Source organism: Niabella aurantiaca DSM 17617, from assembly GCF_000374125.1.
GTDB classification, from domain to species: Bacteria; Bacteroidota; Bacteroidia; order Chitinophagales; family Chitinophagaceae; genus Niabella; species Niabella aurantiaca.
Genome location: NZ_KB893648.1, coordinates 71,250 through 91,945, shown reverse-complemented (window position 1 = coordinate 91,945; position 20,696 = coordinate 71,250). Strand labels below are relative to the sequence as shown.

Sequence of the window (20,696 nt, the reverse complement as noted above, 5' to 3'; positions counted from 1 at the left end):
CGGCCCGGAATGTGCAGATCATTGCTGCCCGCCAGGCACCGCAATATACCCCAGTACCTCATCCCGGCCCAGTCTGTCGATAGCAGAGGTAACAAAATACTGCGGCAGTGTTTCCCAGGTTCCCTTCAATACATCCAGCACGGCGTTTACGTTCCGGGTAGTGGCGCCCGGCTTGTTTTTATCTGCTTTGGTAAACACCAGGGCAAAGGGGATCCCCCACTCACCCAGCTGGTTAACAAATTCAAGATCGATCTTCTGCGGCTCATGCCGGCTATCGATCAGCACGAATAAGCTGACAAGATTTTCCCTTTTCAGGATATACTGTTCAATCATCATCGACCAGCTCTTCCGCTGTTTTTGTGAAACTTTTGCATACCCATAACCGGGAAGATCTACCAGGTACCAGGATGACTGCTTCATTTTTCCGGCTTTATCACGCGTACCGGATACGATCTCAAAATGATTGATCAGCTGTGTTTTTCCCGGCGCCGCCGATGTTTTGGCCAATGCCTTCTTATGGCACAGCATATTGATCAGGGAGGACTTTCCAACGTTGCTCCGGCCTATAAAAGCATATTCCGGCCGGTCGGCTTTGGGGCATTGCGTATAAGCAGCACTGCTCTTAACGTAGGTCGCGGACAAAATTTCCATAGCTGCAAATTTACAGGGAAGGGCGCAATCGCAGATGAAAAGGCACCGCTACCTGCTGTTTTTCTCCGCTGAGTACCAGTTTTGCCGTTTCTTCACCCATCACGGAAAAATCAGTGGAAAATGTGGTGATCCCCTGCAGGATCAGTCTTTTTAAGGGCGTTTCATTATAGCTGATCACTCCCACCTCCCTGCCGATCTCCAACCGGGTTTCTATAATCTTATCCACGAGCGTCACGAGGTCATCTTCCATCAGACAGATATATACTTCCTTAGGGGCAATGAGCTCCTTCTGAATATGGTGCACAATCTTCCCGTTAAAAGCATATTGCTGGCAGAACCGCTTAAAACCTTTCGTGATCTCCTGCGGGAAATAGGAATACTCCGGCACAATGATCTTCAGGGTTTCATAGTGTTTCAGGCGGTCCAGCGCTTTCTCGAGCGACTGGTAGATATCTTCTTCAAAATTTTCATATACCGCGCTGAAATCGCCGGTAACACCCGGCACCAGCTTATCCAGCAGGATCAGCTTTTCCTTGGGCAATGCATTGATGATCTCGGGAGCACCCTCCCCGCCTTCGAGGAAATGGGTAATTATTACAAAATGGGTATATTGTTTTTCAATGCCGGAGATCAGCTTTTTGAATAAGTTGAAGTCGTTATTATAAATGTAAAAATCAATCAGGGCTGTGGGCCCCAGCGTTTTTACAAATGCATCATAGATCAGCTTCTTGTGCGTGCTCAGCTTGTTAAAAAGCAAAAATATCTTCAGGGTGCTTTGCAGTTCACCGGCTTTTACAAAATACCCTTTGCCCGGCACGGAACCCAGCACACCCATCCGCTTGAGGTGTTTATAGGCCTTCTCGGCCGTATCCCGGGAAATCTCAAACTCGTAGCTCAGTTCGTTGATCGAAGGCAGGATCTCATCCTTCCGGATGCTGCCATCGGCAATCGCGTTCATGATCGACTGGGCTAACTGTTGGTATTTGGGGGTGGCGGATAAAACATCCAGTTCAATATACTTAAAAATACTCATCTCAATAACAGGCCATACTTTGCAAATAAAAATAGGAAAAATAAATGAAGATAAACAGACGAAGTGCGCGGGAGGTGCATAACATTTTTCGCGGTCATGAGGACACGGATGCCAATGACAGATTGCTTACGCATTGGAAATCAATTATACTTCAGTTATGTCATCCCGATGGCGATCGGGATTGTTTCGGCATCTACGCATGATTTAGGCAGATCCTTAAACAAGTTCAGGATGACCCAAAGCGGATTTGTCATGGCTTCATTGATTTTGCAACGCAAATTGAAAACTCAAGGTGACTGATCGCTGCTGTTCCTGTTTTTAGTTGCGGGCCCCATTCATCCACCGGTCCTTTTGTCGGCTCCTGCCGGGTACTCCGGTTTGCGTAGGGGCAAATAAGAAGTATGTTTTGTCCGGCAGCGCAACGGAACCTTTACAAAAAATCAATTTTTATGAAAAAGTCAATGTGCAATTTTGCATGCCGGTCAGGGTAGCGTATGGCACCCTTTCAGTATGGTCTGCAAAGATCATAGCCACCTCGCCGGCAGTCAGGCTCCGCTTCCAGCAATCGGAATAAATATTGGTTTTTCCTGTATTGGTGAACAACGCCGCAAGCGCAAAAAGCGAAGGCGGTCCATAGTCGTTGACAGTTGCCAGCTGTCTCGCCCGATTCAGCTGCTTGGAGTTCTTAATAGAGTCGGCCTCTGCTATTAAATTTTCCATTTCAGCCGGCGTTTGTCCATAACAAGGAGCAATACTTATTAACAAAAGCATCTTCTTTTGCCGGGCAGCTATTATTTACAGCCCTTCACAGAGCCTATTCTTCCGGGTTGTTAATACCCGGCTACTTTTTCTGTAAAATGCGCGCATAGATTTCGGTGGTGAAAGAAATGAGATCACTCATTCATACCTCCCACCCGTTTAAAAATACGCTCTGTATCCAGCTTGTCGTATATCCGGATGGTATCGGCCGGTATTGTCTTACTGCTGCTTTTCACAGCAACCGGCTTTCCGGGCCTGGCAAGCGCGGCTCCTGCCTTTTTATCACTCCCGACCGGTCCGACATACCGAAGCTGCAGGTAATGTTTGGGTGATTTTCCATTTTTAACAACCTCCTTATCCTCCGGCGCGGGGGTTTGTACAAGATCATAGGAATATGCCGTCCGGAAGGTAATGGCAGCCGGTGCCGGCTTTGCCGGGCGCATAGCGGGGGAATCCGCTCCTTTTTTTTGTTGTTGCTGATGTCCTGTTTTAACTGCCGGCTGCACAACGGTGGTTCCGGCCCGGGCGGGCCGGATCTTTGTTCCATACCCTATCACCATCACTTCTTTTGGAGCTATTGCCGGCCCGGAAGCAGCCCTGTGCTCTTCGCGCTTCTTTGTTTTGATCTCAATGACGCCGTTCCTCGCTTTTTCTCCATATCCCCGGTCCAGGGCTTTATCGCCCTTAAACACATCTATGGACTCAATACGGTCAGGAGGAAGATCTTTAAGGCTTTTTCCATCCTGTACCTTTCCATCGATCACATAAACGCCCTTAAACATTTCTAAAGGTTTACCACTGCCGGAAATAAGCGTTCCGGCGGACCTGTTGCCCGGTTTTATGGGCCCGTATCCCTTATACACCAGCTCATCACCCACGCCCGATGCTACAATACCCCGGTCTATAACATGCACGCCGGTTACCTTGCCTTTTAAGGGCAGCGCCGGTTGTTGAGACCCGCCAGAGTTTTTTTGCTGCAGACGGATATTCTTCTGCAGTTGGGAAGAATCGCGGATAGTCGTCGCCGCCTTTTTTGTAGTAATGATCAATACCCCATTTTTACCTCCTTCGCCATATAATGACTCAGCAGACGCATCTTTTAAAACCGTAAGGCTCTCAATTGTATGGGCATCTACCTTATCGAGGGTCAAGCCTTTGGGTTGTGTTATACCATCGAGCACGATCAGCGGTCTTTTTTCCGGATCTGTCCCTGCATGAGATAAAACGATCTTCGCTTTGGATGTACGAGGAGCAGGAACGGTGTCTTTAGCCGGCCTGCGCCCGGAGCCGAACCGGCCTGTGGAAGAAAGCAGGAGCAAATTTTCATTTATGCCAAACTCCCTGTATGCATTTGCTTTGGTAGCCGTTCCCACACCCTTTAAGACAAACCGGTTCACTTTCTTATTGGCTTCTTCCATGTCTATGATTTTCCCGTCAAACCAGACCTTGAAATCATCCGGGCCTGCGAGCTCCTGCTTATCAAAATAAGCCCAGGATCCATTTCCCACGGCAACCGGTATGCCACCCACTATCCAAACAGGTTTTGGCGAGCCCTCCGCCATCCTGGTTGCTTTTTGAATAATATCCTCACCATCCGTCGCCTTTTGCTCCTTATTTACTTCCGCCTTGTTCTTTTCCTCCCGTATCACCTCTTTCCGGAAGGCCAGCAGCAGCACGGCCACTACCGGCAGCAGGAACAAAAATTTAGTCAGGTGAATCCTTGCAGATTTAATGGTATTCATCATGGCGATCCTGTTCTTTAAAGATGAAAAATTAAAATGATTGGCAAAGGCAAATTGTTTATTGCCCATGACCTTTAACAGCAGATACTGGTATTCCTTTTTGTCCATGCCATTTTGCAATACCTGCTTGTCGGCCAAAAACTCCAGGTTTTGCTTGATGCTCTTGCGCAGCAGCCATACAAAAGGATGAAACCAGAGCAGGATACACAGCAGCTCGCTCCAGATAATATCAATAGTATGTTTTTGCCGTACATGCACAAACTCATGGCGGATGATCTCTTCGAGCTCTTCACCGCTGTGCAGTTCTGTATTGATAAAAATGGCATTCCCAAAGGAAAACGGACGTACATCTTCATCCAGCTGGTAGATACGGGTACGGGCATCTGAGATCAGCTGTGCTCTTTTTCTGATGCGGATGAATGAAAAAAACATTACAAAGAAACGCACCAGCAGTATCAGCGACCCCGCAACTCCCGCGATCATTATCCAATCCCAGGCAGACAGGGATTGCAGCAGCGAAGCACCTGCAGGAGCCGGTGAAAACCCAAATGCCGGTATCATCTGCACAAACACATTCCGGTCCAGCGCCTTTCGTTGCAACTCCGGCATAATGTCGATCAGCGGGATCACAAAGCTCAGAGCGCTGTACCCCAGCAAATACCAGCGGTTCCAGTTATAAAAGGTAAGCCGCCTTAAGAACAGCTGGTAAAAAAGGTGCACAATGGCCAGGCAAATACTCAGCTTAAGGATATAATCAATAATGACAGGCATAGTATAGAAGTTGAGATTCGAGAATTGAGAGTTGAGATTCCAATAGCTTTTAGCCATGAGCCCACTGCTGAAAGTCGAAAGTTCAAAGCTGATAGCTGACAACTGATCGTTATTTCTTCTTCCCGCTTTCGATCATCTTTACAATCTCCTTCAGTTCCTGGGCCGATAATTTCTTTTGATCTACAAAAAAGTTCACCAGCTCCTTATAGGAATTGCTGAAATAATCCTTCACCACGCCTCCCATAAATTTCCTTTTATACTCATCTTCGGAAATAGCCGGCTTGTACACATACACATTTCCAAACAGCCGGCTGGCTACGTACCCTTTTTTTTCCAGGTTTTTAATAGTGGAAGCCACTGTTGTGTAAGGCAGCTGTCCGGGCAACTGCTCCATAAATGCCTTTACGTTTCCCTCCCCCACCTGCCAGATGGCGATCATCAGCTGCTCTTCCTGAGCGGTTAATTTTTTCATCACTATACGATTTTGAAGTAAATTTACGAATAATTCGTAACAAAGGTAAAATTTTTTATCCTTTTAAGACAACCCTCACAACCGAATCCGCATCCTATTGTTATCTTTGGGAGCATTTATTTTTATAAAACCAACAAGATGAAGTATTTACTATTATTACTGGTTACCATTTTAAGTTTTAGCGGCGCCCGCAGCCAGGCGCTTCCTCCATACCGGCAATACAAAACCATTCCTTCTGTAAGGCTGCTATCTGCAGACAGCACCGGCTGGGAGTTAAAGGCGAAACTACAAAAGAACAAACCGGTAATGATCATGGTGTTCAGCCCCGAATGCGACCATTGCAAACATGAAACAGAAGAGCTGATAAAAAACATTGAAAAGTTCCGGGACATTCAGATCATCATGGCAACACCCCTTCCTTTAAAAGAAATGGCGAAGTTTGCCGCACATTATCAACTTCAGAAGTATCCCAATATTCTTGTAGGCAAAGACTATGCTTTTGCACTGCCGGGTTATTACAGCATTAAAAATCTTCCGTTCCATGCCTTCTACAACAGCAACAAGCAGCTGATCAGCGGTTTTGAAGGCTCCATGTCGGTAGCAACCATTTTAAAAGTTTTCGGCAAATAGTTTTTTTAATTGTTTTTTGAAATGACCGCCTGGTGGAAAAGCGTTCCCGCTTTTCTCCAGGCTTCATTATGTTGCTTGCTCCCTGCTGCTGAAAATACCATCGGCCAGACCCGGCCGGCGAACCGGAATTATTCAACGAAACTTTACACAACCGGTGCGTTTTATCCCTTTCCTTTCACTATTTTTGAGCAAATTGATTATTACAATGAAAAAAATTCACCTTCTACTGATTGCATTGGTCATTGCCCTTGCCGGATCTGGACAAAATGCCGTAAAGCGCCCCAAACTGGTTGTTGGCATCGTGGTAGACCAGATGCGCTGGGACTATCTTTACCGCTATGCCGATCGTTACGGCACCGGGGGCTTTAGCCGGATGCTAAAAGAAGGATATTCCTGTGAAAACACATTTATCAGCCACCTGCCCTCATTTACAGCAGTAGGGCATACTACTGTATTTACCGGCTCGGTTCCTGCCATACATGGCATTACGGGAAATGACTGGGTAGACCAGCTGACCGGAAGATCCGTTTATTGTACCGAAGACTCCACCGTACAGGGTGTGGGCAGCAATTCCAGGGCCGGCAAAATGTCTCCGCGGAACAACCTGGCTACAACCATCACCGATGAATTGCGCCTGGCCACCAACTTCCGCTCAAAAGTAGTGGGTGTTTCCCTCAAGGACCGGGCATCCATTTTACCCGCCGGGCACAATCCCAACGCGGCATTCTGGTTTGATGACGAAAGTCGCCAGTTCATTACCAGCACCTGGTATATGAAAGAGCTGCCCCGCTGGGTGGCGCAATTCAATGCCCAAAAAGAACCGGAAGCATTGACATCAAAACCCTGGACCACGCTTTATCCCATCAATACCTATACACAAAGCACCGCTGATGACGTAAGGTGGGAAGGGAAATTCAAAGGAGAAAAGACCACCAGCTTTCCGCACGATCTCAGCGAGATCTTCAAGCAGGATCCGGATGTGATCCGCAGCTCCCCTTACGGAAACACGCTGACCCTGAATTTTGCAAAAGCCGCCGTTGACGGCTACGAGTTAGGGACCGGGTCTTTTACAGATTTCCTTACCATCAACTGCGCTTCAACCGACTATGTAGGTCATAAATACGGGCCCAATTCGATCGAGGTAGAAGATGTTTACCTGCGTTTGGATAAAGACCTGGATGCTTTCTTTAAATACCTGGATCAAAAAGTAGGAAAAGGCAATTACCTCGTTTTTCTGACAGCAGACCATGGTGCAGCACATTCGATCGGGTTTATGCAGGAGCACCAAATGCCAGCCGATTTCTTCCAGGGCGGAAAAGTGATCCGTGAGCTGAACGACCAGCTGAAAGCTGAGTTTGGGGAAGAGAAACTCGTACGCTCAGGCGCCAACTACCAGATTCATTTCGACAATGACCGGATCGAAAAAAAGAAACTCGATTTTGCAGCTATCAAAAAAGCAACCGTTGCATTCCTGCAAAAACAAGACGGGGTTCAGTTCGTAGCAGACGTGGAAAATATTGGCAACGCATCCATACCCGAGCCTGTTAAAACCATGATTATTAACGGGCACAATCCCAAGCGCTCCGGCCCTATCCAGATCGTTCTGGATCCGGCATGGTTCAGCGGAAGCCCCGGCGGTACCGGCACCACCCATGGAACCTGGAACCCGCATGATACCCATATCCCGCTGCTTTGGTTTGGCTGGGGCATCAAACCCGGAAGGCTGACGCGGGAAGTGCATATGACCGATATTGCGCCCACGCTTGCCGCGTTATTGCATATTCAGCGTCCCAACGGATGCATTGGCAGTGTGATACCCGAAGTAGGGCAATAAGTTTTATGAGCAGGCAGTTGGGGTCCTTTCTTTTATCCCTCATATCCTTTATAAGCGTGCACGCGCAAACAGACAGCCTGGGGGCTCCGGTTGATACCCGCCCCCAGGCAGATACTGTTCTACCCGTATCCATAGACTCCCTGTTATTAAAAACGGAGCATGAGGCTTCCCCGGCAAGGGATGAGCAGGTGTACCATCTCAGAAAGGGTATTACACTGGTTTATCCCAAACCAAAGAACTTTGGTTTTATCACCGACCTGCCGCGCGACGGATGGGGCTATGTTAAAAACAGTTTTTCAAAAGAAAGCATCAAACCCTGGATCATGATAGCAGGGGCCACCGGCATCCTGCTGGCGCTGGATCAGCCCATTGCCGATGAGTTGCACCGCTTCTCCGACAGGATCCATTACCAGCGTAATAATTCATATAAAACGGTATGGGAGCTTAAAGCAGGAAGTACAAAAACCAGCATGTTAAGGATCCCCAACAACCTGAACAGCGCTTTTTACCAGATGGGTCAGGGATATATCAGCCTGCTGGTAGGCGCCGGCCTGTTCACCTATGGCAAAATAGCCAATGATTACCGCTCGCGAAGCACGGCCAGTCAGTTGCTGGAATCCTTTTTCCTGATGGGCGCCAGCACTCAGCTGGTAAAGCGGATCACCGGCCGTCAATCGCCCTTTATGGCCAGCAGCCCAGGTGGCAACTGGCACCCCTTTCCCTCTATTAAAGAATACCAAAAAAATACGCCCAATTACGATGCCTTCCCTTCCGGCCACCTGGCCACTTTGATGAGCAGCGTAACCATCCTGGCACAGAACTATCCTGAAAGCCGCTTTATTAAGCCCATCGGATACGGCATGGTTGCGCTTTTAGGTCTTTCCATGATCGATAACGACGTACATTGGGCCAGCGACTACCCCCTGGCGCTGGGCATGGGGTACCTGAGCGCCAAAACCGTTGCCAGCCGGAGCAGGAAGCTGCTAAAATCGATCGGTATGAATAAAAATGACCGGTCGTCCCTGTCTTTAACCTTTGTACGCATCAACAACCAGGTCATTCCCGGCTTTATTTATTCGTTTTAGGCAATAGACCCGTGGGTTTTTAAAACCTCACAGGGCTTAGTCCACTGCTGTATGAGACGTCTACGTCCTCCCCTCTCCTTGACGCCGAACAAGAAATCTTCCCCGCAGTGCTGTATTGCGTCCCAAGCCGTATTTTAGTACGAATAAATCAGCAAAGTATGGAACTCGATCAGCAATTTGAAGCCGCGGTGGCTGCCAGCAAGACTTTGGCCGAAAAGCCGGTCAACGAAATATTACTGCAACTATACGCCCTCTACAAACAGGCCACCGAAGGTGATGTGCACACAGAAGTGCCTTCTAACCCGTTCGATTTTGTAGCAAAAGCTAAATACAACGCCCGGGAAGAACAAAAAGGAAAGTCAAAAGAAGCTGCCATGCAGGAGTACATTGAGCTGGTCGGCAAACTGAAGGGGTAATCATACAAACAGATCTTCCATTGTTGCCTCCGATGTAATGCGCCCGGTGTAATAGACGTTCTGCTTTGTGCCATAGGTGGTGATCATTGTGGGGAAGACCGTTTTTTTTGTCCCTGTCCGTTCCTTAAAAACGCTCAGTTTCCGGTCCAGTTCCGATGCATACTTTTTATCAATGACGAAGGCCTTATCTGAGAACTTCATTTCGCATACATTGATACAATGGTCCTGGCGGTCCAGCAGGAGATCGATTTGAGCGCCCATCTCTCCTTGTCTCGGAATGTACCGCCAGCCAGAGGCTTCGGTATATACACCTCTGATTCCCAGGGCTTCCTTGATCTGCGGTACATGCTTTTGGCAAATGGCTTCAAAGGCATAACCGCTCCAGCTATTATACGATTGCCCCGCCGCCATCTTATGCCAGGTGCCTGCCCCCATAGCGCGGGCCCGGTCAGCGAATTTCAGGTAAAACAGGGAGTATTCATCCGATAGCTTATAGAGGGCATCACGCGAAGTTTTTTCAAAGGGTATATATTGAGCAATAAACCCCGACTGCTCAAGCTCCTCAAACAACCGGGTCGTTGTTCCGCCAGTAGTGAACCCGCATGCTTTTATGATCTCTGTCCGGCTCATTCCACTTGCTTTTTTTGCCAGCTGCCGGACGATGGACTCATGATGGCCGGCATTGTTGAACAGGGACCGGTAAAGTACATCAAACTCGGTTTTCAGCATTCCGTTCCGCTCAAAAAAAAGTTTATCAATAACCTGGTTGGCACTTTCTCCCCTGTCAACCTGCTTCAGATACTGGGGAACGCCTCCCATCGCCATATAAAGCTGCAATACCTGGTAGCGGTCCAACAGGATGCCGCGACTTGCGAGATACGCTTCGGATTCCTTTAAGCTAAAAGGCAATAACCGGATGGTACGGCTTACCCGGTTGTGAAGGCCACCCCGGTTGTGCAGCACATTTTCAACCATCCAGGATGCTGCCGAACCGCAGATGACCACTTTCAGTTGCGGCTGGCGCGATGCCCAGGTGTTCCACCAATGCCCAAAGGCCGTTAAAAACCCGGATTTAGGAGTGTGCATCCATGGAAATTCGTCAAACAGCACCACCACCGGTTGCGTTTTAATTTTTGTTTGCAGAAAAGCACCGAGAAAAGCAAATGCCTGCATCCAGCCATCCGGGGTTGCCGGGGGTATCGCAGACTGCATGGCCTGCTGAAGGGCTTTGCTAAAATTCAGCAACTGCTCTGCCAGGCCAGCTTCATGAAGACCTGTGCACTCAAATACAAGCTGTTGCTGGTAATACCTCCGCACAAGGAAGGTTTTTCCAACCCGGCGCCGCCCCAAAATGGCGATCAGCTCCGCTTCCTTCGAGCCCAGCATGTCTTTCAGTATTTTCTTCTCGGCCTCCCGGCCAATGATCGTCTCCGGCATATAGATGTGGACAAGTATATATTTTTATACTCGTCCATAAATATACACACAAATACAGTTATGGACAAGTATAATTTTCTATTTTCGTCCACATCTGATGAAAATAACTCCCTTAACAGGCCCCGGTAACCGGTCGATCCAGTTACTGGTTTTGAAGCATTTTCACCGTAACTAACAGCTGCCCGGTATGTCGCATGGTATGCTCCGCGGCATGAAAACAAAGCCCGATCACGGTTGAAGGGAGTCCGGCGCGGCCCACACTCCTGGACGCTGCAAGCGCAGCAGAAGAAAATTGCCGGTACCGTGCAATGCATCTTTCAATAGCACCGTGCACCTGCTGCAGCAATTCATTTACGGTAGCCTCGCCTGCTGCTACTTCATTTTCCAGGTATTCCAGTTGCTCCGGGGCAAGCATGTTGCCTTCGGCATAGCTCAGGAGCCGGTCCAGCACCCCGGCAATATGTTTGAGGTGGAAACCGACAGCGGCCACACCAGCCGGCCGGTCCCATAACCATGCGTCGGGAAAATCCTTTAACAGGGCCTCCAGCTCTTCGCCGGCCTGTAGCAATGCATCTGCAGCGGGCTGCAGCTCCGCCGCCAGGTGCGGGTCCTTCTCCCCGCGTAACCAAACTTCTTTTTTTACTTCCAAAAGATTCTGTTTTTTGATACCCGCAGACCCATTCCGGGGTCGCTTATAAAAATACTGTATTTGCAGCAAACAAAAAGCCCGCTCCTTACGGAACGGGCCCTTGTTTAAAGCATCTTTAGTATTGTTATACCCTGAAATGCGCAAACGCCTTGTTGGCTTCTGCCATACGGTGGGTATCTTCTTTCTTTTTATAAGCGGCGCCTTCGCCCTTGCTGGCAGCAACGATCTCGTTGGCCAGTTTATCCGCCATGCTGCGGCCATTCCGGTCGCGGCTATAACGGATCAGCCATTTAATGCTCAGGGAGATCTTCCTGTCTGGACGAACCTCTGCAGGGATCTGGAAGGTTGCACCACCGATACGGCGGCTACGTACTTCAACCGCTGGTGTTACATTGGCCAAAGCTTTTTTCCAAACCTCATAACCATCTTCGTTGGTTTGTTTTGCCACCTTATCAATTGCATCGTAAAAAATCGTGAACGCGCCACTTTTTTTACCTTCCCACATCAGGTTGTTTACAAAACGGGTAACCAATTTATCATTGAATTTGGGATCCGGTGCTAACGGAAGTTTCTTGGCTTGTGCTTTACGCATTTTATTCTAATTTTTTCTTTTTTCTGAAGTCTGATCCCGATAGCTATCGGGGCTGATATCTGACAGCTAATTATTTTTTAGCCTTTTTAGTTCCGTACTTAGAGCGGCTCTGCTTGCGGTCTTTTACACCGGCAGTATCCAGGCTTCCACGTACAATGTGGTAACGCACACCCGGCAGATCCTTTACACGACCACCCCTGATCAGTACAATGGAGTGCTCCTGCAGGTTATGTCCTTCACCCGGAATATAAGCGATCACCTCTACCTTATTGGTCAAACGTACCTTAGCCACTTTACGCAGCGCAGAGTTTGGTTTTTTGGGAGTTGTAGTATAAACACGGGTACAAACACCACGACGCTGCGGACACTGATCCAAGGCCCTGGATTTGCTTTTTGCCCTTATGATTTCTCTTCCTTTACGAACTAACTGATTAATAGTAGGCATTCTTTAATGCTTTAAATTTAGGACGGCAAAGGTAGCATTTGTATCGGAACTTTCAAAAATAATTCTCATTTTTTCTGCCCTTCTCTTATTTTTTAAGCCGCCTGCTGTAATTCCAGCATCTTCGTTGTGTCACTCTCTTGTACCGGAAAATATCTAATCATCTGTTTTTCATTAAATTACAGATATACGGCCTGCAAAGGTACTACTTATAAGTGGCTCGGGTAGCACACCGATACCTGTCAGCGCAAGGTCCTAATTCAATGATAGTCAAAGGTCTTTCATTTAACGAAACGGGCCCGGAAGTGTATTCCGGGCCCGTTCACCTGTTGAAATTGTTACAACTTATACTTTTTCCAGCCATCCATAGGGATCACCGTGCTTGTTCTCTTTATAATCCAGCAGGTATTTTTTCATCTCTGCGGAAATGGTCATGCTATCCACATTAAATTCCATTACAAAATCTTTGTATTTCAGTTCTTTAACATGGGAAATGGTGGCAGCTGTTCCACACCCGAATACCTCTTTTAAATTGCCGGCTTTATAAGCATCGATCAATTCATCGATCGACACTTTGCGTTCTTCTACCTTAAAACCCTGGTCACGGAACCGCTCCAGCAGGCTCAGTCGGGTAATGCCACTTAAAATAGTGCCGTCCGTAAGATCCGGGGTTACTAATGTATCTCCAATGATAAACATGATATTCATGGCCCCTACCTCCTGCACATATTTGTGTTCCAGGGCATCCATCCACAATACCTGGTCATAGCCTTGCTTTTTTGCTTCCGCGGAAGACAGCAGGGATGCGGCGTAGTTGCCACCCGTTTTTGCAAAACCGGTTCCGCCAGGCGCGGCCCTTGTATATTTCTCTTCCACATAAATGCGCGCCGGAGCGGAAAAATAAGAACCTGCAGGGCCGGTAATGATCAGGAATTTATAGGAAGAAGACTCTTTTACGCCCAGTGTTTCTTCCGTAGCAAAAAGAAATGGACGGATGTACAGCGATTCGTCATAGCCGGCAGGAATAAAATCCTTATCCAGCTCCACCAGTTGTTTCATACCATCAATAAAGATCTCTTCAGGAACGGATGGCATGGCCAGCCGTTCTGCCGAACGGTTCATGCGCTTCCAGTTCTCATGGGGCCTGAAGATGTGGATATTGCCGTTTTCATCTTTATGCGCCTTTTGTCCTTCAAAAATGGTCTGTGAGTAATGCAGCACGGATAGGGCCGGTAGAAAGCCAAGAGACTCATAAGGGCGGATATTGACATTTGTCCACTGACCATCTACGTAATCCGCTTCCAGCATGTGGTCAGAAAAATACTTACCAAAACCCAGGTGGTCAAAATCCACCTCCTGCAGCTTGCTCTTACCGGTTTTCGTTACCGGAATACTCATTGCTTCCACCATAAAATATTATTTTTGATCCCGATACCTTTACGGGAGTATAGCGAAGGTACGAACAGTGCTGTTAGGAAAAAAGTAAAACGTATGAGTCTGAATAAAATTGATCTGACGCCCGGGCTGGTTGCCCGGCTTTATCCAAGATCCCTGTCAATAGACCCCACAACCCAGGCCCCGCCTGCTGTGCAGCCGGAGCCCGCCGCTATTGCTTCCGGTGAAGATGCACCGGCTGCAGCAGCTCTGCCCGACTGGAAATCGCTGGGCGGAAATAAAAAGAATATACTCGTGGTGGTGTATTACCCGGGCGACCTGCACCTGCCGGATACTTCGTTTCAGTTTCTCTCACAGCTGCTCAATGCCTGTAAACTAACGCCGAACGACGTGGCCATCGTGAACCGCCATAACTATCCGGCCCTGGATCACAAAATGATCATCGGGCATTTTCAAAGTGCGGTGGTATTATTATTTGGTATTACCACCGCCGCATTTGGCCTTCCGTTTGAAATTCCGCCATACCAGGTACAAAACCATGCGGGGCTGACAGTGGTCCACGCCCCTTCACTGCACGAACTTAAAGAAGACAAACCCGCCAAAACCCAGCTCTGGGCCAGCCTGAAAACAATATTCAATATATGATCGAATTGATTTTTGCCACCAATAATGAACATAAAGTGCTCGAGATCCGGCAGGCCCTGCCTGAAGGATTTTCAATCATCAGCCTCCGGGAAGCCGGGATCCTGAAAGACATACCAGAGCCCCATCCCACCCTCGAGGCCAATGCCACCGAAAAATCGACCGTTATATACCAGCTTACCGGCAAGAACTGCTTTAGCGAAGACAGCGGGCTGGAAACAGAAGCCCTTAACGGAGCCCCGGGCGTACGGAGCGCCCGTTTTGCCGACGACGAGCCGGCTTACACATCCAACACGGATAAACTTCTTGCACTGCTCCGCAACCAGGGAAACCGTAAAGCCCGGTTTAAAACCGTTATCTCGCTTATTATCAATGGAAAAGAACAACGGTTTGAAGGCCTCTGCACCGGGAAAATAGCGGAAGCACCGCTCGGTACCGGTGGCTTCGGGTACGATCCCGTCTTTATCCCGGACGGAAGCGACCGAACATTTGGACAGATGACTCTCGAAGAAAAACAGGAATTTAGCCACCGAAAGAAAGCAGTTAAAAAACTGGTGGTATATTTGAAGGAACTTGTGGGCAGTTAACAAGCCAAGAACAGGAACCTGACAGGAAAAAACGTTCCGATCCTCCTGTCAACCGATCCCGCCGGCCTGCTATAGTCGCCCACTTTTTAAAAAATTTAAAAATTTGAACACAGAAAGCAACCATAATATACCGGACAACGACTTAATTAAAGGATGTATTGACGGAGATCGAAGGATGCAGGAAGAACTGTACCGCCGCTTTTCTCCAAAAATGTACGCTGTTTGCCTGCGTTATGCTTCTAATGCTGAAGAAGCACAGGATATATTGCAGGACGCGTTCATTAAGGTTTATAAAAAGCTGGACAGTTTTCGCGGTGACGGATCATTTGAAGGCTGGGTGCGCCGTATCTTTGTGAACACGGCTATTGAGCATTTCCGCCGGAAAAAATACCTGCAGCCGGTAACAGAAAGGGAAGAGAATACCATCGAAGGCAAATATGTTTCCGTACTGGATGAACTAGCTGAAAAGGATATCTTACAACTGATCACCCAATTGTCTCCCGGTTACCGGACGGTATTTAATATGTATGTGGTGGAAGGATACTCGCACAAAGAGATCGGCGAAATGTTAGGCATCAGTGAAGGGACCAGCAAATCGCAGCTTTCGCGCGCAAAAGCGATTTTGCAGGACCTGGTTAAAAAATACATTGAGAATAAAGATAAAATGGATACAGTAAGCAATGAGCAGCCAACATAAATTATATAACCATCAGGTAACCCCACCGGCTGAAGCATGGAAAAACATTGCTGGCGAGTTAGAAGAACTGCAAACGTTAAAACCACTGGGTCAGCGGTTGCAGGCGCTGGAAACCACGCCTCCCCCGGCTGTGTGGGATCATATCCGGGAACATCTTGAAGAAGAGCATTCGTTTACCGGTGTTGCGGAACGGCTCCAGACGCTGGAGGTGATGCCCCCGGCCGCCGCCTGGGACCAAATAGATGCCGCACTGAAAACAGATATGCCGGCCACGAAGCAGGCTCCGGTAAAAAGAGGTGCTTTCAACTGGTCGAAGTACGCCGTCGCGGCCTGCATTGCCGGCCTGCTGGCGTTTGCACTTTTTCACCTGGCTAACAAGCCTGATAATAATACCAAGGACATTCTGGCCAAGATATTTGACGGTAAAAAAGATTCCAGCAAGCCCCCGGTAGCGCTGCAGCAACCAAAGACCGGGCCGGCAGCCCTGCCGCATTCAGAAGCAGGAGGCAGCCTTGCCCTTAATGACCCCCCGGTTAAGCCGGTGCAGATCAGGACCGCATCCGGCAACACTTATAAGACCACTGTAGAAAAAAATAAAGCCATCCAGGGCCGCTATATTATGCTGATGACCGAAGACGGCAACGTGGTGCGTATGTCAAAAAAGCTGGGGAATATGGCCGATTGTATAGCGGGCGAAAATGCCAGCGAGGATTGCAATTACCAGATCGAACAATGGCAGAAAGAAATGGCGAAGGCGCCTGTAGCCGCCACCCCGGACAATTTTCTGGATATCCTGGAACTGGCCAAGTCGGAGAACGCCGGTTTGTAAACCAACAATTCACTCCAAACAAATACGAAAACCTATTTAAAAAGTTTGTATCAAAGCTTTTATTGTCCGGCTGAACTTATTTCGGACGGACAATATTCTATAAAACGGCTTTGGGTGCAACCTTTTTTTATACTTATATTCGAGCCATATCAGGCTTCCGGCATCCATTCCATTAGGTGTATATGCAATGCAGTGGATGCCGGCGGTGGGCATTCGTAGGCAGTTCCGGTTATTAAAAAACAATGCAACAGCAGCAATCCTAAATACACAATATGCCGAGGATCAAGATCACACTACCCCAGGCGTTCCATTTTTCCTGTACCCTGCCGGTACGGGTCACCGATATCAACTATGGGGGGCATATGGGCAACGATGCCCTGCTGGGAATGATCCATGAAGCCAGGGTTCAGTTCCTGCGCCGGCTGGGGTATACCGAGCTGTCCCTGGAGGGCCTGGGACTGATCATGGCCGATGCGGCCATTGAATTTAAAAATGAGGCTTTTATGGGTGATGTACTCCTGGTGTCCGTAGCAACCGGCGATTTTCAGCGGGTGGGTTTTGACCTGTACTACCTGATTGAAAAAGAGGGCCAGGGCAAAAAGATACCCGTTGCATTTGCAAAAACCGGCATGGTCTGTTTTGATTATTCCCAACGTAAAATTTCAGCAATACCGGAAGCAGCATTGCAAAAACTTGCAGATACGGCGGCTACCGCCCGGTAATGATCAGCCGTCAGCCCATCCCACAGGCCCGTTCGTTACTAAAAGGCAATGTGCACCGTTCCAAAAGCAGATGCTCCCGCCGGGGCATCAGCATCAGGCAGCAGCCTCTTCCGCAGCTTCATCGATCTCTACCACCAGATTGTCTATGATAAACTCCTGGCGGTCCATCGTATTCTTACCCATATAGTATTCCAGCAATTGCTGTATATGATCTCCCTGTTCCAGCCGCATCAGCTGTTTTCGCATGTCGCCGGAGATAAACTGGGCAAACTCCTCCGGACTGATCTCGCCCAATCCTTTAAAACGGGTCACTTCCGGTTTTCCGGTCAGTTTTTTAATGGCAGCTCTCTTTTCTGTTTCGCTGTAACAATAGATCGTTTCTTTTTTGTCGCGCACCCGGAATAACGGGGTTTCCAGTACATATACCTTCTCCTGTTTGACCAGTTCCGGAAAAAATTGCAGGAAAAAGGTCATGATCAGCAGCCGGATGTGCATACCGTCTACATCTGCATCGGTAGCAATCACAATATTATTGAACCGCAGCCCTTCCATTCCTTCTTCAATATTGAGGGCATGCTGCAACAGGTTAAATTCTTCATTTTCATACACTACTTTTTTTGTAAGCCCAAAGCTGTTCAGTGGCTTACCCCGCAGGCTGAAGACAGCCTGTGTTTCAACATTCCGGGCCTTGGTAATGGAACCGCTGGCACTGTCTCCTTCCGTAATAAAAATAGTGCTCTCATTCTGCTTGGCAATATATTCTTCCTTGCCTCTTGCCGGCGGCTCTTCATTCAAATGCACCCGGCAGTCACGCAGTTTGCGATTGTGCAGATTGGCTTTTTTTGCCCGCTCATTGGCCAGCTTTTTGATGCCTGCAAGGTCTTTACGCTCGCGCTCGCTCTGTTCGATCCGCTTTTTGAGCGTCTCTGCGGTTGAAGGGTTCTTGTGCAGATAGTTGTCCAGTTCCCTGGAAAGGAAATCCCCCACAAACTGTTTCATGCTGGGGCCGTTAATATCTACGTTCTGTGATCCCAGCTTTGTTTTTGTCTGGCTTTCAAACACCGGTTCCACCACCCTTACGGCAACTGCCGCCACGATAGCACCCCGGATATCCGAAGCGTCGTAGTCTTTTTTATAAAACTCGCGGATGGTTTTTACAAACGCTTCCCGGAACGCCTGCTGGTGGGTACCTCCCTGGGTTGTGTGCTGGCCGTTTACAAAGCTGTACAATTCTTCTCCATAGTCATTCCCGTGCGTAACAGCCACTTCAATATCCTCTCCTTTCAGGTGAATGATCGGGTACCGGATCTCATCCTCATTGGTTTTGCGCTGCAGCAGATCCAGCAATCCGTTGCGGCTGATATAGGTTTTGCCGTTAAAAGCGATCTTCAGCCCGGCATTCAGAAAACAATAATTCCAGATGAGACTTTCGAGGAACTCGGGATGAAATTTAAAATTTTTAAAGATGGTATCGTCCGGAATAAAAGTAACCAGGGTACCGTTATCTTCCCCTGTTTTTGCTTCCTTACTTTCCTTTATCAAAACTCCGCGTTCAAATTCGGCGGTCTTATCTTTTCCATCACGGACCGCAACCACTTTAAAATAGTTGCTCAGCGCATTTACAGCCTTGGTACCTACCCCGTTCAATCCCACCGATTTCTGAAAAGCGCGGCTGTCATATTTTGCCCCTGTATTGATCTTGCTCACCACATCCACTACTTTTCCCAGGGGTATACCCCGCCCGTAATCCCTTACGGTTACGGTATTGTCTTTAATGGTCAGCTCGATGGTTTTACCGTAACCCATCATGTACTCATCAATACAGTTATCCATCACCTCCTTTACCAATACATAGATCCCGTCATCCGGGCTGCTTCCGTCTCCTAACTTCCCGATATACATCCCCGGGCGAAGGCGAATGTGCTCTTTCCAGTCGAGACTTTTAATACTATCTTCATCATATGTTACTCCTGTCTTTGGTACTGCAATTTCTTTTGCCATGAATCCTTTCCTTTTTTTACGCGCTCCCGTCCGGCCATCCTCCGGCCAGAAATGAAACGCTCAAAAGTAAAAATATTTTACCAGATTGATCTCTTATATTTTCCCTGCTTATGGCAAATGGTCGCGTTGTTTTATCAACTGACCGGCTCGGGCTCATTTACCTCACCAGAGACAGGGTGGGCGTGGGTTTGCTAACATCTTCGCTGTTGCCCAACCCCAGTTCCCCGGATGTGTTCCGCCCGGTTGTATACAGCCTGCCATCTTTTTTTAAGAACACCGAATGATAATGGCCCGCAGCAATGGCCATGACTTCTGAAGCGATCTTAACCGGGGTTAATACCGAAGGTTCTATTTTGCCGTTCCCGCATTGCCCTACATGGTTTCTTCCCGTTGTCCATAATGTCCCGTCCTTCTTCAGGATCACGGTATGAAAAGCCCCTGAAGCCATCGCCGCAACATTTCCGGTAATCTGTATGGGCTCAGCCCGGTTCTCCTTTGTTCCGTCTCCTAACTGACCATAAGTGTTCTGCCCGGCGCCCCATAAGCTGCCATCGGTCTTTAAGATCAACGAGTGATAGGTTTCCGCAGCAACCGCAACTACCTGGTCCATTATTTTTACAAACGTTTTTTTATCTGTCCGGCTTCCATTACCCAGTTGTCCGTAATTATTGCGGCCGGCCGCCCATAAACTGCCGTCCTCCTTTACAAGCAAACTAAAGTCCCTTCCTGCAGCCAGTTGCTTCACGTTTGCCGCAACCTGTACCGGGGTACTCCTGGAGGTGCCGGTTCCATCCCCCAGTTGTCCATAAAAATTTCCGCCCGTTGCCCATACCGTTCCGTCTTTTTTTAACACCAGGCTATGCGCCAATCCACCTGCCATCCGCACCACATCATCCATGATCCGGACAGGTACTTTTACGATCTTGCTACCCGGCACATTGCCCAGTTGCCCGGAATCGACCCGTCCCATTCCCCATAAGGTACCATCCGTTTTTAATACCAGCGTATGAAAATATCCTGACCGTACCAGGGCTACATTGTCCATCACTTTCCGGAAATTGGAATCACGTCCGGCAATACCATTACCCAGTTGCCCATAGTTGTTGCTCCCCGTGGCCCATAATGAGCGATCGCCTCTGATGGCTAACGAAACATAATAATTTGCAGACAAGGGGTCCCAGTAGGTATTGCTGTATTCATGTTCCGGGGAAGCATCCTTTTTCTCGCAGGCATATAGAAAGCAACCCAGTAACATCGTCAAAATAAAAGGCCGGAATAATGTCTTCATCATAGCACTGGTCATTCGGGGT

The 20,696-nt window shown here is 48.3% G+C and carries 21 protein-coding genes; 9 read left to right on the top strand and 12 right to left on the bottom strand.

Translation table 11 applies throughout. From position 1 onward, the window contains the following. Nucleotides 1-18 precede the first annotated feature (18 nt). From yihA to B160_RS0126200, 5 genes are all read right to left on the bottom strand, one after another. Entirely contained in the window at nucleotides 19-651 is a 633-nt protein-coding gene (yihA, locus tag B160_RS0126225) for a ribosome biogenesis GTP-binding protein YihA/YsxC (protein ID WP_018630947.1), read from the bottom strand. 10 nt (nucleotides 652-661) lie between these two features. Then, nucleotides 662-1,684 (bottom strand): GntR family transcriptional regulator, encoded by a 1,023-nt coding sequence (locus tag B160_RS0126220; protein WP_018630946.1) that lies wholly within the window; start codon nucleotides 1,682-1,684, stop codon nucleotides 662-664. Nucleotides 1,685-2,131: 447 nt separating this feature from the next. Beyond that, nucleotides 2,132-2,404 carry a hypothetical protein gene (locus B160_RS0126210; protein ID WP_018630943.1) on the bottom strand — a complete coding sequence of 91 codons (273 nt, stop codon included), beginning with the start codon at nucleotides 2,402-2,404 and terminating at the stop codon, nucleotides 2,132-2,134. A gap of 173 nt (nucleotides 2,405-2,577) precedes the next feature. Then, entirely contained in the window at nucleotides 2,578-4,956 is a 2,379-nt protein-coding gene (locus B160_RS30920; RefSeq protein WP_018630942.1) for a M56 family metallopeptidase, read from the bottom strand. A gap of 109 nt (nucleotides 4,957-5,065) precedes the next feature. Further along, nucleotides 5,066-5,428, bottom strand: coding sequence for a BlaI/MecI/CopY family transcriptional regulator (locus B160_RS0126200; RefSeq protein WP_018630941.1), 363 nt, complete (start codon nucleotides 5,426-5,428; stop codon nucleotides 5,066-5,068). 138 nt (nucleotides 5,429-5,566) lie between these two features. Between B160_RS0126200 and B160_RS0126195 the strand changes: the two genes are divergently transcribed. The 4 genes from B160_RS0126195 to B160_RS0126180 all read left to right on the top strand — a co-directional run bounded on the left by B160_RS0126195 (nucleotide 5,567) and on the right by B160_RS0126180 (nucleotide 9,393). Further along, the gene (locus tag B160_RS0126195) at nucleotides 5,567-6,058 is read left to right on the top strand and encodes a TlpA family protein disulfide reductase (RefSeq protein WP_018630940.1); all 492 of its coding nucleotides are present in this window, start codon (nucleotides 5,567-5,569) and stop codon (nucleotides 6,056-6,058) included. A 205-nt stretch (nucleotides 6,059-6,263) separates the two neighbouring features. Next, on the top strand, nucleotides 6,264-7,892 hold the full coding sequence (gene pafA / locus B160_RS0126190; RefSeq protein ID WP_018630939.1) for an alkaline phosphatase PafA: 1,629 nt from the start codon (nucleotides 6,264-6,266) through the stop codon (nucleotides 7,890-7,892). Nucleotides 7,893-7,897: 5 nt separating this feature from the next. Then, the gene (locus B160_RS30160; RefSeq protein WP_018630938.1) at nucleotides 7,898-8,977 is read left to right on the top strand and encodes a phosphatase PAP2 family protein; all 1,080 of its coding nucleotides are present in this window, start codon (nucleotides 7,898-7,900) and stop codon (nucleotides 8,975-8,977) included. Between the two features lie 158 nt (nucleotides 8,978-9,135). After that, nucleotides 9,136-9,393, top strand: coding sequence for an acyl-CoA-binding protein (locus B160_RS0126180; protein WP_018630937.1), 258 nt, complete (start codon nucleotides 9,136-9,138; stop codon nucleotides 9,391-9,393). On the opposite strand, the gene B160_RS0126175 is transcribed toward B160_RS0126180, so the two are convergent. The 5 genes from B160_RS0126175 to B160_RS0126155 form a co-directional block, all read right to left on the bottom strand. Continuing rightward, nucleotides 9,394-10,830 carry an AAA family ATPase gene (locus tag B160_RS0126175; protein ID WP_018630936.1) on the bottom strand — a complete coding sequence of 479 codons (1,437 nt, stop codon included), beginning with the start codon at nucleotides 10,828-10,830 and terminating at the stop codon, nucleotides 9,394-9,396. A gap of 142 nt (nucleotides 10,831-10,972) precedes the next feature. Further along, the gene (locus tag B160_RS0126170) at nucleotides 10,973-11,479 is read right to left on the bottom strand and encodes a DinB family protein (protein WP_026310045.1); all 507 of its coding nucleotides are present in this window, start codon (nucleotides 11,477-11,479) and stop codon (nucleotides 10,973-10,975) included. A 124-nt stretch (nucleotides 11,480-11,603) separates the two neighbouring features. Continuing rightward, entirely contained in the window at nucleotides 11,604-12,071 is a 468-nt protein-coding gene (rpsG, locus tag B160_RS0126165; RefSeq protein WP_018630934.1) for a 30S ribosomal protein S7, read from the bottom strand. Between the two features lie 70 nt (nucleotides 12,072-12,141). Further along, entirely contained in the window at nucleotides 12,142-12,516 is a 375-nt protein-coding gene (gene rpsL, locus B160_RS0126160) for a 30S ribosomal protein S12 (protein ID WP_026310044.1), read from the bottom strand. A 342-nt stretch (nucleotides 12,517-12,858) separates the two neighbouring features. Further along, nucleotides 12,859-13,923 carry a branched-chain amino acid aminotransferase gene (locus B160_RS0126155; RefSeq protein WP_018630932.1) on the bottom strand — a complete coding sequence of 355 codons (1,065 nt, stop codon included), beginning with the start codon at nucleotides 13,921-13,923 and terminating at the stop codon, nucleotides 12,859-12,861. 81 nt (nucleotides 13,924-14,004) lie between these two features. Here B160_RS0126155 and B160_RS0126150 point away from each other — a divergent pair, with 81 nt between their 5' ends. The 5 genes from B160_RS0126150 (at nucleotide 14,005) to B160_RS0126130 (ending at nucleotide 17,385) form a co-directional block, all read left to right on the top strand. Continuing rightward, nucleotides 14,005-14,553, top strand: coding sequence for a hypothetical protein (locus tag B160_RS0126150; RefSeq protein ID WP_018630931.1), 549 nt, complete (start codon nucleotides 14,005-14,007; stop codon nucleotides 14,551-14,553). Then, the gene (gene rdgB / locus B160_RS0126145; RefSeq protein ID WP_018630930.1) at nucleotides 14,550-15,137 is read left to right on the top strand and encodes an RdgB/HAM1 family non-canonical purine NTP pyrophosphatase; all 588 of its coding nucleotides are present in this window, start codon (nucleotides 14,550-14,552) and stop codon (nucleotides 15,135-15,137) included. Before B160_RS0126150 ends, rdgB begins: the two co-directional genes overlap by 4 nt. Before the next feature lie 103 nt (nucleotides 15,138-15,240). Further along, nucleotides 15,241-15,834: an RNA polymerase sigma factor gene (locus B160_RS0126140; protein ID WP_026310042.1), complete on the top strand. Its 594-nt coding sequence runs from the start codon at nucleotides 15,241-15,243 to the stop codon at nucleotides 15,832-15,834. After that, nucleotides 15,818-16,663: a hypothetical protein gene (locus B160_RS0126135; protein WP_018630928.1), complete on the top strand. Its 846-nt coding sequence runs from the start codon at nucleotides 15,818-15,820 to the stop codon at nucleotides 16,661-16,663. The genes B160_RS0126140 and B160_RS0126135 overlap by 17 nt, the downstream gene beginning before the upstream one ends. 272 nt (nucleotides 16,664-16,935) lie before the next feature. Further along, a complete protein-coding gene (locus B160_RS0126130) occupies nucleotides 16,936-17,385 on the top strand; it encodes an acyl-CoA thioesterase (RefSeq protein WP_018630927.1) in 450 nt (149 codons plus the stop codon). A 93-nt stretch (nucleotides 17,386-17,478) separates the two neighbouring features. Here B160_RS0126130 and B160_RS0126125 read toward each other — a convergent pair whose 3' ends face one another. Both B160_RS0126125 and B160_RS30155 read right to left on the bottom strand, forming a co-directional pair. Beyond that, nucleotides 17,479-19,386 (bottom strand): DNA topoisomerase IV subunit B, encoded by a 1,908-nt coding sequence (locus B160_RS0126125; protein WP_026310041.1) that lies wholly within the window; start codon nucleotides 19,384-19,386, stop codon nucleotides 17,479-17,481. A 157-nt stretch (nucleotides 19,387-19,543) separates the two neighbouring features. After that, nucleotides 19,544-20,677 (bottom strand): RCC1 domain-containing protein, encoded by a 1,134-nt coding sequence (locus tag B160_RS30155; protein ID WP_169540139.1) that lies wholly within the window; start codon nucleotides 20,675-20,677, stop codon nucleotides 19,544-19,546. Between the last annotated feature and the right edge of the window lie 19 nt (nucleotides 20,678-20,696).

Coding starts and splice junctions, on each gene's coding strand:
- yihA (WP_018630947.1), bottom strand. CDS start 651: ATGGAAATTTTGTCCGCGACCTACGTTAAGAGCAGTGCTGCTTATACG.
- B160_RS0126220 (WP_018630946.1), bottom strand. CDS start 1,684: ATGAGTATTTTTAAGTATATTGAACTGGATGTTTTATCCGCCACCCCC.
- B160_RS0126210 (WP_018630943.1), bottom strand. CDS start 2,404: ATGGAAAATTTAATAGCAGAGGCCGACTCTATTAAGAACTCCAAGCAG.
- B160_RS30920 (WP_018630942.1), bottom strand. CDS start 4,956: ATGCCTGTCATTATTGATTATATCCTTAAGCTGAGTATTTGCCTGGCC.
- B160_RS0126200 (WP_018630941.1), bottom strand. CDS start 5,428: ATGAAAAAATTAACCGCTCAGGAAGAGCAGCTGATGATCGCCATCTGG.
- B160_RS0126195 (WP_018630940.1), top strand. CDS start 5,567: ATGAAGTATTTACTATTATTACTGGTTACCATTTTAAGTTTTAGCGGC.
- pafA (WP_018630939.1), top strand. CDS start 6,264: ATGAAAAAAATTCACCTTCTACTGATTGCATTGGTCATTGCCCTTGCC.
- B160_RS30160 (WP_018630938.1), top strand. CDS start 7,898: ATGAGCAGGCAGTTGGGGTCCTTTCTTTTATCCCTCATATCCTTTATA.
- B160_RS0126180 (WP_018630937.1), top strand. CDS start 9,136: ATGGAACTCGATCAGCAATTTGAAGCCGCGGTGGCTGCCAGCAAGACT.
- B160_RS0126175 (WP_018630936.1), bottom strand. CDS start 10,830: ATGCCGGAGACGATCATTGGCCGGGAGGCCGAGAAGAAAATACTGAAA.
- rpsG (WP_018630934.1), bottom strand. CDS start 12,071: ATGCGTAAAGCACAAGCCAAGAAACTTCCGTTAGCACCGGATCCCAAA.
- rpsL (WP_026310044.1), bottom strand. CDS start 12,516: ATGCCTACTATTAATCAGTTAGTTCGTAAAGGAAGAGAAATCATAAGG.
- B160_RS0126155 (WP_018630932.1), bottom strand. CDS start 13,923: ATGGTGGAAGCAATGAGTATTCCGGTAACGAAAACCGGTAAGAGCAAG.
- B160_RS0126150 (WP_018630931.1), top strand. CDS start 14,005: ATGAGTCTGAATAAAATTGATCTGACGCCCGGGCTGGTTGCCCGGCTT.
- rdgB (WP_018630930.1), top strand. CDS start 14,550: ATGATCGAATTGATTTTTGCCACCAATAATGAACATAAAGTGCTCGAG.
- B160_RS0126135 (WP_018630928.1), top strand. CDS start 15,818: ATGAGCAGCCAACATAAATTATATAACCATCAGGTAACCCCACCGGCT.
- B160_RS0126130 (WP_018630927.1), top strand. CDS start 16,936: ATGCCGAGGATCAAGATCACACTACCCCAGGCGTTCCATTTTTCCTGT.
- B160_RS0126125 (WP_026310041.1), bottom strand. CDS start 19,386: ATGGCAAAAGAAATTGCAGTACCAAAGACAGGAGTAACATATGATGAA.
- B160_RS30155 (WP_169540139.1), bottom strand. CDS start 20,677: ATGATGAAGACATTATTCCGGCCTTTTATTTTGACGATGTTACTGGGT.